11 protein-coding genes are annotated in these 16,253 nt (G+C 36.9%); 2 read left to right on the top strand and 9 right to left on the bottom strand.

Annotated elements, in window-relative coordinates; genetic code table 11:
* Nucleotides 1-12: 12 nt before the first annotated feature.
* On the bottom strand, nt 13-2,022 hold the full coding sequence (locus ACUN8G_RS12135) for a sialate O-acetylesterase (RefSeq protein WP_437345321.1): 2,010 nt from the start codon (nt 2,020-2,022) through the stop codon (nt 13-15).
* Nucleotides 2,023-2,281: 259 nt separating this feature from the next.
* Here ACUN8G_RS12135 and ACUN8G_RS12130 point away from each other — a divergent pair, with 259 nt between their 5' ends.
* Nucleotides 2,282-3,664 carry an AGE family epimerase/isomerase gene (locus ACUN8G_RS12130; RefSeq protein ID WP_437345322.1) on the top strand — a complete coding sequence of 461 codons (1,383 nt, stop codon included), beginning with the start codon at nt 2,282-2,284 and terminating at the stop codon, nt 3,662-3,664.
* A gap of 63 nt (nt 3,665-3,727) precedes the next feature.
* Here ACUN8G_RS12130 and ACUN8G_RS12125 read toward each other — a convergent pair whose 3' ends face one another.
* The 5 genes from ACUN8G_RS12125 to ACUN8G_RS12105 form a co-directional block, all read right to left on the bottom strand.
* A complete protein-coding gene (locus ACUN8G_RS12125; protein WP_437345323.1) occupies nt 3,728-4,921 on the bottom strand; it encodes a glycoside hydrolase family 130 protein in 1,194 nt (397 codons plus the stop codon).
* The gene (locus tag ACUN8G_RS12120) at nt 4,918-6,330 is read right to left on the bottom strand and encodes an MFS transporter (RefSeq protein WP_437345324.1); all 1,413 of its coding nucleotides are present in this window, start codon (nt 6,328-6,330) and stop codon (nt 4,918-4,920) included. Before ACUN8G_RS12120 ends, ACUN8G_RS12125 begins: the two co-directional genes overlap by 4 nt.
* A 15-nt stretch (nt 6,331-6,345) precedes the next feature.
* Complete coding sequence (locus ACUN8G_RS12115; protein WP_437345325.1) at nt 6,346-8,190, bottom strand: sodium:solute symporter family protein; 1,845 nt, start codon at nt 8,188-8,190, stop codon at nt 6,346-6,348.
* Nucleotides 8,191-8,266: 76 nt separating this feature from the next.
* Nucleotides 8,267-9,478 (bottom strand): glycoside hydrolase family 26 protein, encoded by a 1,212-nt coding sequence (locus ACUN8G_RS12110; protein WP_437345326.1) that lies wholly within the window; start codon nt 9,476-9,478, stop codon nt 8,267-8,269.
* Between the two features lie 11 nt (nt 9,479-9,489).
* A complete protein-coding gene (locus ACUN8G_RS12105) occupies nt 9,490-10,827 on the bottom strand; it encodes a glycoside hydrolase 5 family protein (protein ID WP_437345327.1) in 1,338 nt (445 codons plus the stop codon).
* Nucleotides 10,828-11,058: 231 nt separating this feature from the next.
* On the opposite strand from ACUN8G_RS12105, the gene ACUN8G_RS12100 reads away from it, so the two are divergent.
* On the top strand, nt 11,059-12,369 hold the full coding sequence (locus ACUN8G_RS12100) for an MptA/MptB family glycosyltransferase (RefSeq protein WP_437345328.1): 1,311 nt from the start codon (nt 11,059-11,061) through the stop codon (nt 12,367-12,369).
* Here ACUN8G_RS12100 and ACUN8G_RS12095 read toward each other — a convergent pair.
* Genes ACUN8G_RS12095 through ACUN8G_RS12085 form a run of 3 tightly spaced genes read right to left on the bottom strand, consistent with a single transcriptional unit; the run spans nt 12,328 to nt 15,552 of the window.
* A complete protein-coding gene (locus tag ACUN8G_RS12095) occupies nt 12,328-14,388 on the bottom strand; it encodes a sensor histidine kinase (RefSeq protein WP_437345329.1) in 2,061 nt (686 codons plus the stop codon). The genes ACUN8G_RS12100 and ACUN8G_RS12095 overlap by 42 nt on opposite strands.
* Entirely contained in the window at nt 14,388-15,239 is an 852-nt protein-coding gene (locus tag ACUN8G_RS12090) for an HDOD domain-containing protein (RefSeq protein ID WP_437345330.1), read from the bottom strand. Before ACUN8G_RS12090 ends, ACUN8G_RS12095 begins: the two co-directional genes overlap by 1 nt.
* Nucleotides 15,214-15,552, bottom strand: a complete 339-nt coding sequence (locus tag ACUN8G_RS12085; protein WP_437345331.1) for a hypothetical protein — start codon at nt 15,550-15,552, stop codon at nt 15,214-15,216. The genes ACUN8G_RS12090 and ACUN8G_RS12085 overlap by 26 nt, the downstream gene beginning before the upstream one ends.
* Nucleotides 15,553-16,253: the final 701 nt, after the last annotated feature.

The following is a 16,253-nucleotide window of genomic DNA, read 5'->3' as shown; positions in this document are numbered from 1 at the left end:
TATTCCCATCTCTTAATCCCAGTTGTCTGTTCTAAATGAAGAAGCAGGCAGTCCCGCTTTGTTGAAAAGAGTGGCTTCGGAAATATTATCCCAGCAATAACGCACCGCCACAGGATTTTCAATACTTTCAGAGAAGACAATTAATTTATCATCCTTAATTTCTACTCTGGCTTTTTTAAATACTTTGTCGTTACCTGCAATAAGGAAATTGTTCTCACCGTTGATTTCTTTAATAATCAAGCCGCCGTCAGTATGATCGAACGACAGAATTATTTTATTACCTTCCCTTTGCATCGATTTAAAGATTGGACCTGAAAAATCGATTTTCTTGCCGTAATTTTTCGCCAGCGCCCATCTTGCAAGTCGTTCGCCTACCTCTTTTTTGTTTGCTGGATGAATATTATTCGGATTGCCAATGTCGAGTGTAACGGCCATCCCTGTATTGGGTACCGAAAGACTCATTAATTGAGCTTCCCTTAACTTCTGGGATTCAGCGTTGGGACCATAGTTGTATGGAGCAATTTGAACATAGTAAAATGGGAAATCGCCCAAACCCCATTCTTCTCTCCAATTTTTAATCATCAATGGGAAGAGTGTTTTATACAATTCGGGATTTCCAACATTTGATTCTCCCTGGTACCAGATGGCGCCTTTTATTCCGTATGGTATCAACGGGGCAATCATTCCATTAAAAAGTAAAGTGGGCGTATAAGATGAATATTCAATGGACAATTTCGGGCGACTATTGTATTCTGCATTCTTTACGTCAAACAAATATAATTTTCCGCTGTAATATTCGGCAACCGGCAGATATTTCCACGCACCTGTGAGAGAAATTGATTCTTGTGAGTCAAGCGGATGAATTTTCATTTTCTCAGAGGATCCCCAAATTCCTCCACCGCCCTGAGTATCGATAACGCGTACGGCAATTGAAAGATTTTTACCTTTAACCAAATCTGCAGGTACTTTGTAAATTCGGTCTGTCTGCCAGTAGCCGCCTTCTTCGTAACCTCCCAATTTAACTCCGTTAACATAAGTCACATCCATGTCGTCTATCGGTCCGAGTTCAAGTACAAGTTCTTTATTAATCCATTCTGCTTTAATTGTCACGTTTTTTCTGAACCAAACGACACCGTCAAAATTACCTATTTCAGTCGATTCCCATTTAACAGGTAAATCCATAGTTTTCCAACTCGAATCGTCAAAGTCAGGTTTAGAACATTCGGAATCGTTTAGGTCAAGACCTTTCCAGGGAGTTGGCGATTTAATTGAATTAATATCAATAGTCGGTTTTTCTGAAAGCCATGCTCTAAGGTGATCAATTTCTTTCCGTGCATCTTTTAGCTTTTCAACAATGTCTTTGTATTCATCGACAGAGGAAATATATTTAGCTCCTGTCCATGCTTCCACTGGAGTTCCTCCCCAGCTCGAATGAATTAATCCAATGGGTATTTTCAATTCGTCGTACAATTTTTTTCCGAAGAAGTAAGCCGTTGCGCTGAATTTAGCCGCAGTTTCAGGATTCGATTCCTCCCAGTGTCCGATACAATCGTATTCCGGATTTTCCGAAAGTGCTCTGCTGACGGTAAAGAATCTAATATTTTTATTCGTTGCACTGGCAATTACTTCCTTGCTGTTTGAAACAGTATCGCTCGGAGGCCAACCTTCCAGCGGCATTTCCATATTCGACTGCCCCGAACAGAGCCATACTTCTCCTACCATTACGTTTTTAAATTCTACATTGGATTTTCCGTCTGTCACCTTTAATACAAAAGGTCCTCCAGCTGAAGGTGTTTTAATGTAAGCTATCCACTTTCCATTCTCGCCTGCTTTTGTAATTGCCGATTCATTCCAGGAAGCCTTGATAGTAACTTCAGCCCCCGGTTTGCTCATACCCCATATTGCAACTTTTGAATTCTGTTGCAATACCATATTGTCCGAAAAAATAGAAGGCAAGTTTAATTCTTTTTCATTTCCAGCTAAGGCTAAAGAAGCCATCAAAAAAAACATTAAGATTCTCATTAATATCCCCCTTATTTAATAGAAGTTGTAAAAATCAGTCCATTATATTATATCTTTTAATAGCAAAAACTACGCCTGGAGAAATAATTTTTTTAATGTCAAAATTAAGTGATGACTTTCTCTTTTTTTATCAATTTGATAAAAATATATCATTATTGTAAAAACAAATATAATTTTTGCGTCAATAACAAACGAAAAAAATAGCATAATATTTGCACTACAAAATTATCAATCAATTAAGCGTTAAAGTGAATAATATATGGGTATCATGGCCGATATGCTAAATGAATTCGAAAATAATTTAATCTACAAATGGTATCCTCTGGTTATCGATAAAGAATACGGGGGCTACTTCACAAATCTTGCATACGACCTCAGTTTAATGCCCGAGCAGGAGAAGATGATTGTAACACAATCGCGTCATGTGTGGACGACATCCAAAGTGGCAAAATTTTTAAATAGTAGCATGTTGTACGAAGCGGCACTACACGGACTGGATTTCCTTAAAAATAAAATGTGGGATTTGCAGTATGGGGGTTTTTATCAGATCCGAAGTCGAGATGGAAATTTATCCGATGTAGAAGGTTGGTTCGATGAAAAGCGAACATACGGCAATGCTTTTGCAATCTATGGTTTATCGGCTTTATATGAATTGACTAAGAATAACGACGCACTCGAACTTGCAATTGACACATTCAACTGGCTGGAAGAACACGCCCATGACCCTCTTCATAAAGGTTACTTTCAATTTTTGAGACGTGACGGAAAAACCATAGAAAGAAATGATTCATACAGAACAAAAGCAACAGATGCTGTCGAAGTAGGTTTTAAGGATCAGAATTCTTCGATCCACTTGCTGGAAGCCTTTACCGAACTCTATGGTATATGGCCAAATGAAAAATTACGCGAACGTCTGGAAGAACTATTAATTCTTATAAGAGATAAGATCACACATCCAAAAGGTTATCTACAATTATTTTTCGAACGCGACTGGACACCTGTTTCTTTCAGACATGCACAACCTGAAATACGTGAGGCAAATTATCGATTGGACCATGTATCATTCGGTCACGATTACGAAACTGCTTTTTTGATGCTCGAAGCTTCATATAAACTCGGTATAAAAAACGACATCGAAACATTAACAATCGCAAAAAGAATGCTTGACCACGCAATTGATAATGGTTGGGACAATTCGAGTGCTGGATTTTTCGACGAAGGTTATTACTATTCAGAAGACGGCGAGTGCAGCATAATTAAAGATACAAAAAATTGGTGGGCTCAGGCCGAAGCGCTGAATGCACTTTTACTCTTTTCAAAAATTTTCCCGAACGAAAAGCGTTACTATAAACTTTTTCTTCAAGAATGGGAATATGTTAAAAGATACCTGATAGATCATCAACACGGCGACTGGTACTGGGGCAGTCTGGAAAAAGAACCACATTATAAGACCGCTCCAAAAGGGACGATCTGGAAAGCCACTTATCATAATGGCAGGGCACTGATGAACTGCATCCTTATGCTTTCCGACGAAGATTCTGACATCTATCAAAGAAATCCAAATTTCAGGAAGTTAAAATTGGAATTCGACCTTTTCATAGACCACTGGCAAAAAGTTGCCGTGCAAACTGTGGAAAAATAAAAAAGCCATGCTAAACTGAGAAATTAATTTTAGCATGGCTTTAGGAGGCGTCGTAGCTAAGAATCAGAGTTTAAGCTTTTTCATTATCTCCAGATTTTTATTTATCAATTGATATCTCTGCTTTACGCATTCTGCGCTTCTTAAGCCGTCTTCAGGAGTGTTAAGAACATAATCGAGCAGCCTATCGACGGTTGAACGAGCAACATGCATACGTGTATCTGAGGAAGCATAATAAATCAATACATCGCCGTTGTCTTTTTTAACCCAGCCGTTACTGAAAACAACGTTAGAAACATCTCCCACTCTTTCTTCTCCTTCGGGAGCAATAAAGTATCCACCTGGCCGTGCTATTACCTTCGATGGGTCATTTAAATCGGTAAGGAATAGATAAAGTACATATCTGAGACCCGCAGCTGTATTTCGAACGCCGTGAGCTAAGTGTAGCCAACCCTTCTCGGTTTTAATTGGGGCAGGCCCCAAACCATTCTTAACTTCTTTGATTGTATGATAAACCCTTTCGTCGATAATTTTTTCTTCTTCTATAACAGGATTTTCAATTGATTCCGTCAAGCCCCACCCGATACCGCCACCTGTGCCTGTGGTAATAAAACCATCTTGAGGTCGAGTATAAAAGGCATATTTCCCGTTTACAAATTCGGGATGTAGCACTACATTCCGTTGTTGCGGGGATTTTGATTTTAAATCCGGTAGTCTTTCCCAATTAACGAGATCCTTCGTTCTGGCAATTCCCGCCTGAGCAACTGCAGCTGAAGTATCAGTTTCCGGGGCTTGTGGATCTTTTCTTTCAGTACAAAAAATTCCGTAAATCCATCCATCTTCATGCTTAACCAAACGCATATCGTATATATTTGTATCGGGATTTTCAGTTTCTGGCATTTTAACCGGATAATCCCAGAATTTAAAATTATCGATACCATTCGGTGATTCTGCAATTGCAATAAACGATTTTCTGTCGACACCTTCGACTCTAACGGCTAAAATTATTTTCCCGTTGTATTCCATTGCCCCTGCATTAAAGGTGGCATTTATTCCCATTCTCTCCATTAAATACGGATTGGTTTCATAATTTAGATCGTATCTCCAGAACAAGGGAGTATGTTCTGCGGTAAGAATTGGATATTTGTAACGGTTAAAAACGCCGTTTGTACTGGGAAGTTGTCTGTTTTTTCTTTTAATTAATCTCTCATGTTCTTCGAACAACTCTTTCAATCTCTTATTAAATGCACTTTTAGTCATTTTATCTCCTCGTTATTGTTTCTTTTTTGTTCGAGTTCAATTTCAATTTTTTTCATAAAATCTTCGGACAATGGATAGAAGAAAATAAACAATGCAGCGAGAAGTGCGCCCAAACCCGCAAAAACACTGATTATAAGACGTATACCCAGTAAAGATTGCGGAGTCTGATCGACATTAGCCTGGAATCCAAAGAAAGCCAGTAGCCATCCTGTTAAAGCGCCACCAAGTGTCCAGCCAAATTTTTGTGACATTGAAGATGACGAAAAAATCAATCCGGTTGCGCGCCTACCATTTTTCCATTCCGAATAATCAGCGATGTCTGCATACATCGACCAGATTAAAGGTAGCACAATGCCCGCGCTAATACCAATAAATATATTGAGCACAAAAATCGAGATCAATTGCTCTGGCTTTAGAAAAAAGAGGAGAAAACTGAATCCCGCAGAAAGGAGAGTTGCAACAATAAATGTTTTTTTCTTACCGATTATTGACGAAACAGGCTTTGCCAATACAACACCAACAATATTAGTAGCAAGCCAGAGAGTCATGTATACAGAAGCAAGTTCAGCCTGGTTAAAATTGTATTGCGAACCGAATAATTCTACTTTTTGGTCCTTGATAAAATATTTAAAGTAATAAAGAATTGAACCGTCACGGAGCGAATTAAAGATTAGAATCGATACACCCGAAGCCAGCATAATAAACCATGGACCATTCTTCAATATATCTTTCAAATCATCTTTAAGAGATGAATTCTTAATCGTTGTGGACTTAAGGCGCTCCTTTGTGCCTGCAAATGTGAGCAGGAAGAAAATTGCAGCAAGTATTGCATAAATACTTACCGCCAATTGATAACCCTGTGCTGGATTTGCCACTCCTCCAAAATATTCCACAAGATATGAAGCAGTTGCTGTTACAAGAATGCCACCCGAAAATGCTCCCACGAATCTGAAGGAAGCAAGTGAAGTTCTTTCCAATGGATTATTGGTCATTACTCCCATCAGCGAGGAATACGGAACGTTAACAGCAGTGTATACCATCATCATTAACGTGTAAGTAACGTATGCATAGATTAATTTACCAGAAGGACTAAAATCCGGGGTACTGAAAGTAATTATACCGAGAATTGCAAAAGGGACAGCACCGAATAAAAGATAAGGACGAAATTTGCCCCAACGGGTTTCTGTACGATCGCATATCATACCCATCATCGGGTCGTTAATTGCATCCCATATTCTCGTAACAAGAAACATTGTTCCCACAGCTGCAGCAGAGATTCCAAAAATATCTGTATAGAAAAAAAGCAGGAACATCGAAAAGAGTTTCCAGAACATCGAAGATGCAAAATCCCCACAGCCATATGCTACCTTTTCGATCAATCTTAGTTTAATACCATCGGTGTTATTCATATTTCTCCAGCATTATCATTCAATTTTCGATGCCATTTCTCTATACATTTTTTCCGATTCCTCACCACAAATTTCATCGAGTTTATTCCACCATGTAAATTTGAGTATTAATGACGTTATAGCAGTAATGCAGAGAGTAATCGCAAAGTATAGATATTCATGGATTACAAGATAAATGGGCGCAGCAAGCAGAGTTGTTTGCCAGATAATACCTATTACAACGTTGAACATATCTCTTTTGAAACCGAAATTTGGATTGAATTCCGGAAAGCGAGCTTTAACTTTTTCATGAATTGGTTTCCATAATCCCCATGGGCGAACCGTTATATAAAATTTCATCAATACATTATCGGGCTCTGGTTCACTCAAGTAACTACCAAGTATAGAGCCGAGAATTGAAATGGCGAGTACATAAGGAAATGCATTGAGTGTCGGCAACGAAGGGAAAAGCAGAGGCATAATTAAAGCAGCCGCTATACCGATAACCATTCCCCAGAAGTATCCATAACCATTCATCCTCCACCAATACCATTTCAAAACATTTGCCGCTGTGTAACCACCCCAAAGTCCATTTACAATCCAGAGTGTTACTTGATTAACCGATTGCGCCATGATGCCGAAAATAAAGCCTAGTATAACAAAAAAGATAGAGACAGCTATACTCATGTGGACATATTTTTTCGGATGTGCGTTTGGATTAATAAATTTCTTATAAATATCGTTGACAACATAAGCAGGAGCTGCATTGATTGTGGCTGCGTATGTTGACATAAAAGCAGCAAGAAGACCTGCCAGTAAAACGCCTACCAGTCCAACCGGAATCAGTTTCCTTAAAGCCAGTGGCAATATCATTTCGAAATCGACGTTTGGCCCCATTGCATTTAATTCTGGCATCAGAAAAGCGAGAGCCAGCACAGTAAGACCCGCTATCATCATATATCGGGGGAAAAAGAGAACGAGCGAAACCAGCCAGCTCATTTTCGAAGCTTCTTTAGGATTCCTGGTAGCTAAAATTCTCTGCATATCATAATTAGGCGCTGGACCAGCTGCACTTACAAGTATACCCTTAAATAATACCATCATCATAAAAATCATAAATAATTCGTAACCGTCTTCAGTAATTTTGGCATTAACCGATTCCATTATTCCCGACCAGTTTAAATTCAAATGCCATCCGAAAAAAAGTTCTTTCCAACCTTCTGGTACAACGGCATTTAGCGCTCCAGGCGCAACGGCATTCATTGCAACAATACCCACTGCAATTGAAGCTACGGTCATTACAAGAAATTGAAGCACTTCCGTTGCAACCACGCTCACCATCCCCCCTTTGACAGCGTAGATAGCTGTAATACTCATTAAAATTATTGCATACATATCGGGCGACAGATCCCACGGTAAAAATATTTTAGCAAACTTTCCAATTCCTTTAAAGTCATAAGCTATAAATCCCACAACGCTAACAAGCGCAAAACAAACAACAATAATGTGTGCAAGGCGGGCGCCTTTGCCGTTTCCAAATCTGGTCTCGATCCACTGCGCTCCAGTCATAACATTTGACCTTCTCAACCAGATCGACAGATAAGCAAAGAGAAACACTTGATTGAATATTGGCCAGAGCCACGGAATCCAAACGCTTTTCATCCCGTAGACGAACAATAAATAGACAAGCCACATGGTGCCGGTTATGTCGAACATTCCCGAGGCGTTTGAGATACCAAGCATCCACCAGGGCAATTGATTGCTGCCAAGGAAATACGAATCGATATCTTTTATCGATCTTTTTGATACTAGTATCCCAATGGCAAGCACTACAGCAAAATAGAGTATTATGATTACCAAGTCGATGATATGTATCTGCATAATTTTCCTGTAAATTTATTTTCAATATTTTTCATTACAGTCCAGAATTCCTTCGCTCCTAATTTTTTATCATTTGTTACATAACTGGATAAGTCAATACAGCTTTTAGTAATTCAATCTTTTGTTTCTGATTGACTTGCTTAATAATTTCTTCGTTAATTGGCTTTGAATACAAATCCGGTAAATCTCTTTCAAGCAAGACTTTTTCGGTTAGTGTAAACTTTACAAAATCATCTTCGCCCGGATGACCTTTATAAGGAACATAGTAATGTTTTTCATTTGCATTCCGCCATACCATCAGATATGCGATTTTAACGGAATCTCCCCCAATGGTTTTATAGAGACGACCAGTCCACCAATTAAAATCGACAATTCCTTCCAGGCCGGTTTCTGTAAATGCAGCAATTTTGTTTTTCCGTTTTGCAATGGAAGTGACAATAGCCAGTTTCTTTTGAATCCACTGAATACCGTCGCCATCGGGCATAAAGTCATAATAGTCGTCAAATCCAAGAATATCTACATAATTGTCGCCAGGATAACGTTCCAGATATTCTTCTTCTGAATAAAAATTTCTATCCGGAGAGTATGCATAAAGAATATTTCTCAATCCCCTTTTATCTCTGAGGTACTCAACAGTAGTTTTCCACAATTTTTTAAATTCATCGGGAGTACAGAAATTTTTTCCCCACCAGAACCAGCTGCCGTCGAATTCATGAAATGGACGAAAGATAATTGGAATTGGCTTGCCCGCTGTATCTTTCAGAGTTGCAACGAAATCGGCAATCTGATCGAGCATCCTTAAATACTTTAAATAATATCCTCCTCCTGGCAATATTTTGGGAACAGCGATAGTAGTATCATAAAACGATTTGTCGGTTACGGGATTAGGTGCATGCCAGCAGAATGTATTTACTCCTCCCCTCGAATAAGCTTTGCGTACAAGCCTCGTTATATTTCTGTTTTCATTTTTAATGTTAGGCTCCCATATCAATTCTCCGAAGTCCCATCCGTATAGACCGGGATAGGAGCCGGTTATATCTTTAACGTCTGATCTTCCTTCTTTACCGTACCAGCCAATACCATAAGCTGTTGCGTCATGATGACCAAAAATTGTGTTTGTATTAGATAGCATTTTCAAATTATAATAAAGCATTGCTGTCTCTTTTGTTGCACTTGTATCGACGAGTTTTATTTCATTCCTTTTAAGAAATTCGACAGTATTGAATTCCATCATGCATGCATTTATTGTTATTACAATTATCGACAATAGACTGAGTTTACGTATCATAAAAGGTTACTTTAATTGCGTACAAGGAGTTTCATTTTTCGGATACGATTCATATCCGCAGCATGTTTCGAAATTATTTCAAGAGTCGATCCATCCGAAATAAAAACAGAATTAAGACCTTGCGGTTCTTGTGGGGGATCACCTGTAAACGGATCCCCTTTTTTCCAGATATAGTCATCGTTGTTGCGTTTTCCTTCGCCGCCCCAAGCCCAGAAATTGGTTCCAGCAATTGGAGCTCCTGCCTTAGCACTGTCTGCTACCAACTCGAATATTTTCAAAAAATATCTGTCCCTTGCTGTTACTGGTGAACCAGGCCTATACTCTTCGTAGTCTCTGGGTATTCCGAATTCTTCAAGTGTAATTGGTTTATTGAGTCGTCTCGCAAGTAACATGTGTGCATTAAAATAGTCGATTGCTTTTTTTTCTGTTGATGGATAGGTTTCTTCGATTTTTTTAGCATCAAACCATCCCCAATTTTTTGCCCAGAGATGGAATGTGGCATAGTCAATATTTGGACTTTTATGGGCATTTATAAAAATCGTATCAGAATCGAGACATCCGCCGAGACCTTCGTTGCCTGTTGTAATAAGATGATTGGGATCAATCGAGCGGATAAAGGCTGCCGTTTCATCGATCCATTTATAAAAATTTTTTGCATTTCGAAAACCCTCTTCGCCCCAGCCTGGTCTTGGTTCGTTTGCTAATTGCCAGGCCATTATTGTTGGATCCTCATAATAATAATCACCTGTATATTTATTCTTCCTTGTTACTATATGCACAATGAAATTTCGGTAATATTCATTTGCTCTTTCGTTCGTATAAAACTTCGCTGAATAGTTCATAAATTTAGTCCAGCCCTGTTCTGGATTATGCGGATCAACATAATTCGAATCACCCGACCATTTATTATAGACGGCAAAACCCCCCGACCATTCCCAGTAATTGCTCAAAAAAATTACGGCGAACATTTTCCTTTTACGCATTTCGTAAAGCAGAAAGTCGAGCCCGTCAAGCAAATCTTCATTAAATTTACCCGGCTCTTCCTGAATAGATGGATCGAGCGAAGCTTGAATGTACGACTTTTCGGATGCCGCCAGTATCCTTAAATTTGTAATTCCGAGTTCTTTTAGATAGTCGAGTTCACGCTTTAAGCGTTCTCTGTCGCCGTCTCGACCTTCACGTCCCAGATAACATCCGTACCAGAAGTTCGTCCCGACAAAATAATACGGCTCGCCCTTGTATTCAAAATGAGTATCGACGACTCGAACATATTCAGTTTTAGTTAATAGAGAAGTGCTGCATGCCGAAAAAATTAATAACGAAATAAAGAACAACGCATATTTTTTCATTAATATTCGAACTCCGTTTTGAGAACATAACCACCAAAGTAAGTGTACAGAAATTATGCCACTTAATAAATCAGATATCCGTGTGTTAATCGCTCCTTTTAATACTAATTATTTATAAGGATAATAAAATTTTATCAAAATGATAAATGCTACAATTAATTCTATTTTTTTTGCAGCGTTTTGAATTTCCTTATTTTTCCAGTATTAAAATTGGTATTAATCTAATTACGAATGAAAAATACGTTCAATCATACTATCAAATTCATTATTCTTGTTCAGCTTGTTCTGTATTTTTATTTATTCATTCATTACGACATTATTCATTTCAATTATATTTCCCTTATTTCCTCTTTACTCTATATTCCATTTGCCATAATAATACTTAAGTACGAGATTGACAGGAAAACAATTTATTTCGGACTGACGGTAGCTATTTTAATCAGAATATTGTTCATTAATAACTTTCCACTGGGAAGCGACGACATTTATCGATATATATGGGACGGCAAAGTTCAATACAACGGGATTAATCCATATCTATACCCTCCAGATGCAAGTCAGCTGAGTCACCTTTCGAGCGAGATGCTTCCAGACAAAGTCAACTTTCCGGATATGAAAACAATCTATTTCCCGCTAAGCCAGTGGCTTTTCTATACAGCATATTTAATAAGTGGAGAATCTGTCTGGGGATTAAAGCTTCTCATGATACTTTTTGAAATAATAACTATGGCAAGTACTTTATATCTTCTAAAACTAAGGGGATTAAATTTCAGTTTCGTTTTACTCTATGCATTGTGTCCACTAATTTTAATTCACATTGGAATTGATGCACACCTGGACGGATACGGATTTACATTTTTCGCGCTTTTTCTTTTTTTCTATTTACAGTCAGCTCAAAAGAATAGATGGTGCAAAATAATTTCTTTAATATTTTTAGGTTTTGCGCTGTCGATTAAACCCGCTTTCTTGATTGCGTTACCAGCAATTTTTTGGTATGAAACGGATGTCAAAAGAAAGATTATTTATCCATTAATCCCCGTGGCAATTTTAGGTATTCAATTTATTCCTTATTTATCCACGCCCGACTTATTCCAGGCACTGCAAAAATTTGCAAGAAACTGGACATTTAACGGAAGTATTTTCAACATAATAAATGCTTTCCTCGAACACAATCAAAAATCGAGACTGATTTGTTTAATCCTCTATGCAATTTCATTTGCAGCTTATTATCTTTTTATGAAACGAAGAAAAATAGAAATTGATCTTTATTATACGTACTTATTGTTGTTGTTATTTTCTCCTGTGGTGCATCCCTGGTACATTGGCTGGTTAATTGTATTATTGCCTGTTGTACCGAGATTGAGCGGAATTTTCTATGCCTCTTTAAGTAGCACAACGATTATTACTGTAATGAACTATCAGCTTTACGGTTACTGGAAGGAATATCCTTTGTTGCTTGTTGTAGAATATCTTCCAGTATTAATTTTTCTGATGCATGATTTAATTTTCGTCGACGGCAGGAATATAGATAGTAAAAATTGAGCCTTTCCCTTTAACGCTCTCAATTGATATATACCCATTCATAAATTCAATCATCTTTTTTGCTAAAGTAAGTCCCAGACCCGTACCTTCATAATTTCTCTTATGCCCTTCGCTTCCCTGACGGAATTCTTGAAATATTAATTCAAAATCTTTTTCGTCGATGCCAATTCCGGTGTCGGATATTTTAATAGCATTCCAGTATTTTTCATTGTGATTAACATTTTCCGCACTAACTTCGATCTCCCCTTTTGGAGTGAATTTAATAGCATTGTCGATAATAAAAGCCAGTGCTTTTGAAAAAAGATCGTCATCAATTTCAGAGACCAATGAGATAGTCGGTAAATTTAGTTTAAATTGCAGACCTCTTGAAACAGCAAATGGTAAATATTGTTCATAAGTATCACGTATTAATTCATTTAAAGAAGCTTTCGATAATTTAAGATATTCTGAAAGCGACTCTAATTCCGAAAGTTGAAGGACACTATCGAGCGTATTCAAAAGTCGTTTTCCAGCAGAATTAATATCAGCAATTATTTCTTTGGCTTCCTGGCTTAAGTCGTCTTCTAAAAGAAATTCGGTAAAGCCGAGAATGCCTATTAATGGTGTACGGAATTCGTGACTCATATTTGCCAGTAAAGAAGATTTCAAACGTGCTGCCTCTTCAGCTTTTTCTTTAGCTTTGATGATTTCTTCTTCGGCTTTCTTTTTAAGCGATATATCCTCATAAACTGCAAGGTAATGAGTTAGTTTCCCTCTATCATTAACAATTCCAGATACAGACGCCGACACCCATATAAATTCACCACCTCTCTTTTTAATCCTGATATCTTTCTTCCAGATTTTTTCCTGTCTGATCATCTGGGCAATTTCTTTAATGTAATATTCATCATTATCTGAGACTATTACATTTACTATTTTTTTTCCAAATACATCATCGAAATAAAAACCGGTCAATTCACTGAATTTTGGATTTACATACTCGATAAAACCCTCCTGGTCAACAATTACCATAGCCACTGGGCTCTGATAAATGGCGTAATAAAGCTTTAGTTTTTCTTTTTCTAACTTTGTTCTGGCATCAACTTCAGCTTTTAATTTATCGTATGCCTTTTTTAATTCGTGCGTTCTTTCTTCAACTTTTTGTTCCAGGTTGAATTTGAACTCAAGCAGTTCAATTTCCAGATTTTTTTGCTCGGTTATATCCGAAAACGTAGAAAGAATAAATTGTTCATTGCCGAGTTTAATTTTTTGCTCAGTTAATAATATTGGAAGTACATCACCATCTTTTTTATTAAGTAACGACTCGGAACCTAAAAGTTTTCCAAATTCTTTGTAATCCCAAGAATTTAGAAGAAATAGTTCTTCTCTTCGCATACCAATTATATCATCTTTCTTCCAGCCCGATAATTTCTCAGCCATCTTGTTGGCATCTACGATCTCTTGAGTTTCTGGATTGATTATAACAATGCCAGCCTGTATCGAATCTAAAATGTTCCTCAAATTTTTAATGCCTTCTAGTAAATCCTTACTATGCTCCTGGTTATACTCTACAAAATTTTTTTTGAATAAATTTTCTTTCCTTCGTTTATTATACTTAAACCAATTACTTATCAATTTCCCTACTGCAGTATAAAATTCAAGTAGAATTTCGTCAATTGTATTTTCCGAATCGTATCTTATTATCACAAAACCATAAATTTCCTCACTTGAAGAAAATCTAATAAATCTACTTTCACCCGAACAATAAACTAAAGAATTAGCATTCAAAATTTTTGCAATAGTACCGTCTTCGATCAACAGTTTATACTCAGTTTCTATTAAATCATTATGATTTGTAGGATGCGACGCTACAAGATGAAATTCATAATTACGATTGTTTAGTAGATAAATTGCGATCCACTTTATGGCATTATCCACTTGCATTAATGAATTAATGACAGAATTTAGTATCAACTCATCATCTTCCGAGTCGATCGCATTTATTATTTCGGATAGTATGTGTAGATTCAATGTGTTCATTAATTAATCATTAACATCTTAAAAATATGTTCGTATTCATGAATAATTTTTTTACGGTTAATTGTAAAAAATTTTTCAGACAGTTTTATTTTTTGCCAGACTGAATTTGTAGGCTTTTTAACAATATTATCGCCCGAATAGCCCAGAGCAAGTAGTTTAGATACAATATCTGCAATATGAACGGCTGCTACTAAAAAATCATTATTAGAATTGTTCGATCTACCTTTGTGATGGTTCCTTAGAGTATCAATTATAATATCCGGTAGTTTCCATTTTTCTGCTAATTTAGCTCCCAATTCCGAATGAGTTATACCTAATTTATCTGATTCAACAACGGATACCTCAACATTAGTATTCTGAGAAATCTCAAGTACTTCTGCATATTCTTTATTAAAATATTCGATCAACAGAATTTTACCGAAATCGTGCAACACACCCGCAAGGAAAAAATTTTCTATCTGTCTGTCATTAATTTCTGCACCAATAATTCTGGAGATAACCCCCGTAGACACTGAATGCGCCCATAAATCGGCGGGTTTCAGTTTAGTAAGTATTTTGCTGCCGGGCATTATTTTTAGCAATGATATTGTAAATAAAATGTTCTTAACTTCATTATGTCCAAGATAAAAAATTGCTTGTGATATCGTATTTATTTTTCCTCTAAATCCAAAGAATGGTGAATTTGCCACTCTCAATATCTTAAAAGAAGAAGATTGGTCGGCTGATATCAATTCAGCTATTTTTTCATTGGTTATATATGGATCATCCATTGCCCTGGATACCGTTGTATAGATTGTTGGTAAAGTAGGGATAGAATGAATCTGTTCAAGAATTTTTTCTTTTGTTATCATAAAATTTTATTTGTTCTAATTTGTGTTCGACCACCATATTTATTAAATCTTCTTCATATTCATTTTCAATTGTCCAGTTAATTTGTTTGAGAAGTTCTTCTCTTTCTGTCTTCTTCTCTTCTTCTGTAAAAGTAATTTGCTCATCCTCTGATTTGATTGAAACTACAGTTATCCCCCAGGTTTTAAGAAGTAGTTTATGCTTCTGGCTTAATACTGTTTCGGCAGGGATCAATAAATGGCCGTATTTATTTTTAACATCTTCTGCCAGTACCATTCCATCTTCTATCCCTTCTATAGATACAATTTCTCTCATTACTCGCTCACTCAACTTAGGAGAAGAAATAAGTCACATATTATTATCGTATTAAATCATTATTTATTAAAGACTTTTTTCATTTTGGGAGAATATCATTAAACTTCTGAAATATTTTTTGAATTTCTTCCAGGTTATCATTTGTAGTACTAAATATATTTTAATTCAGCGGGGTTGGATGTTAATACTAAAAGTGTGAAAATGAATATTATTAACATGAATTTTATTTTTAATTATGGATAGGAATAAGAGGAGATTCTTATAGTGAATATTTTTCACGAATCATAAAAATACTATCTAAAGCAGTTACAATATGCAAAAGTTATTCCCAAACTTCGACTTACTGACAAAATGGAAATGGAATGATTACTTCTTTGACATTCGATGGATTTTGATGTGCTTGCTTAGTTTGCATGCAAAACATGGAGATGTCAAAAATTTGCTTCGGAGGCCCTTAAAGACGAGTGTGTTGTGTGTATAGAGTTTGCTTCGCTCACTCCATTCGCTCGCAAAGACAAGTAAGTAAATGTCATCACGAGGAATCACTCCGCCTTTTGGGGGATGACGAAGTAATTTAAGAAAGCATTTGTTAGAGTTTACTTCGTTCGCAAAGACAGGGTGATTCATTCTGTCATTGCGAGGTCCAGCGAAGCGGGGAGGAAGCAATCGCCCGAAAAGCTCGTCTCGATTAGCACTTCGTG

The organism is Melioribacter sulfuriphilus, assembly GCF_052656625.1.
The sequence above is the reverse complement of the archived record's forward strand: the minus strand, read 5'-3'. Positions and strand labels throughout refer to the sequence as shown.

Bases quoted from the DNA above. Each gene is read 5' to 3' on its own strand.
- ACUN8G_RS12085 (WP_437345331.1), bottom strand. From the start codon at position 15,552: ATGAGAGAAATTGTATCTATAGAAGGGATAGAAGATGGAATGGTACTG.
- ACUN8G_RS12110 (WP_437345326.1), bottom strand. From the start codon at position 9,478: ATGATACGTAAACTCAGTCTATTGTCGATAATTGTAATAACAATAAAT.
- ACUN8G_RS12115 (WP_437345325.1), bottom strand. From the start codon at position 8,190: ATGCAGATACATATCATCGACTTGGTAATCATAATACTCTATTTTGCT.
- ACUN8G_RS12125 (WP_437345323.1), bottom strand. From the start codon at position 4,921: ATGACTAAAAGTGCATTTAATAAGAGATTGAAAGAGTTGTTCGAAGAA.
- ACUN8G_RS12135 (WP_437345321.1), bottom strand. From the start codon at position 2,022: ATGAGAATCTTAATGTTTTTTTTGATGGCTTCTTTAGCCTTAGCTGGA.
- ACUN8G_RS12100 (WP_437345328.1), top strand. From the start codon at position 11,059: ATGAAAAATACGTTCAATCATACTATCAAATTCATTATTCTTGTTCAG.
- ACUN8G_RS12120 (WP_437345324.1), bottom strand. From the start codon at position 6,330: ATGAATAACACCGATGGTATTAAACTAAGATTGATCGAAAAGGTAGCA.
- ACUN8G_RS12130 (WP_437345322.1), top strand. From the start codon at position 2,282: ATGGGTATCATGGCCGATATGCTAAATGAATTCGAAAATAATTTAATC.
- ACUN8G_RS12090 (WP_437345330.1), bottom strand. From the start codon at position 15,239: ATGATAACAAAAGAAAAAATTCTTGAACAGATTCATTCTATCCCTACT.
- ACUN8G_RS12095 (WP_437345329.1), bottom strand. From the start codon at position 14,388: ATGAACACATTGAATCTACACATACTATCCGAAATAATAAATGCGATC.
- ACUN8G_RS12105 (WP_437345327.1), bottom strand. From the start codon at position 10,827: ATGAAAAAATATGCGTTGTTCTTTATTTCGTTATTAATTTTTTCGGCA.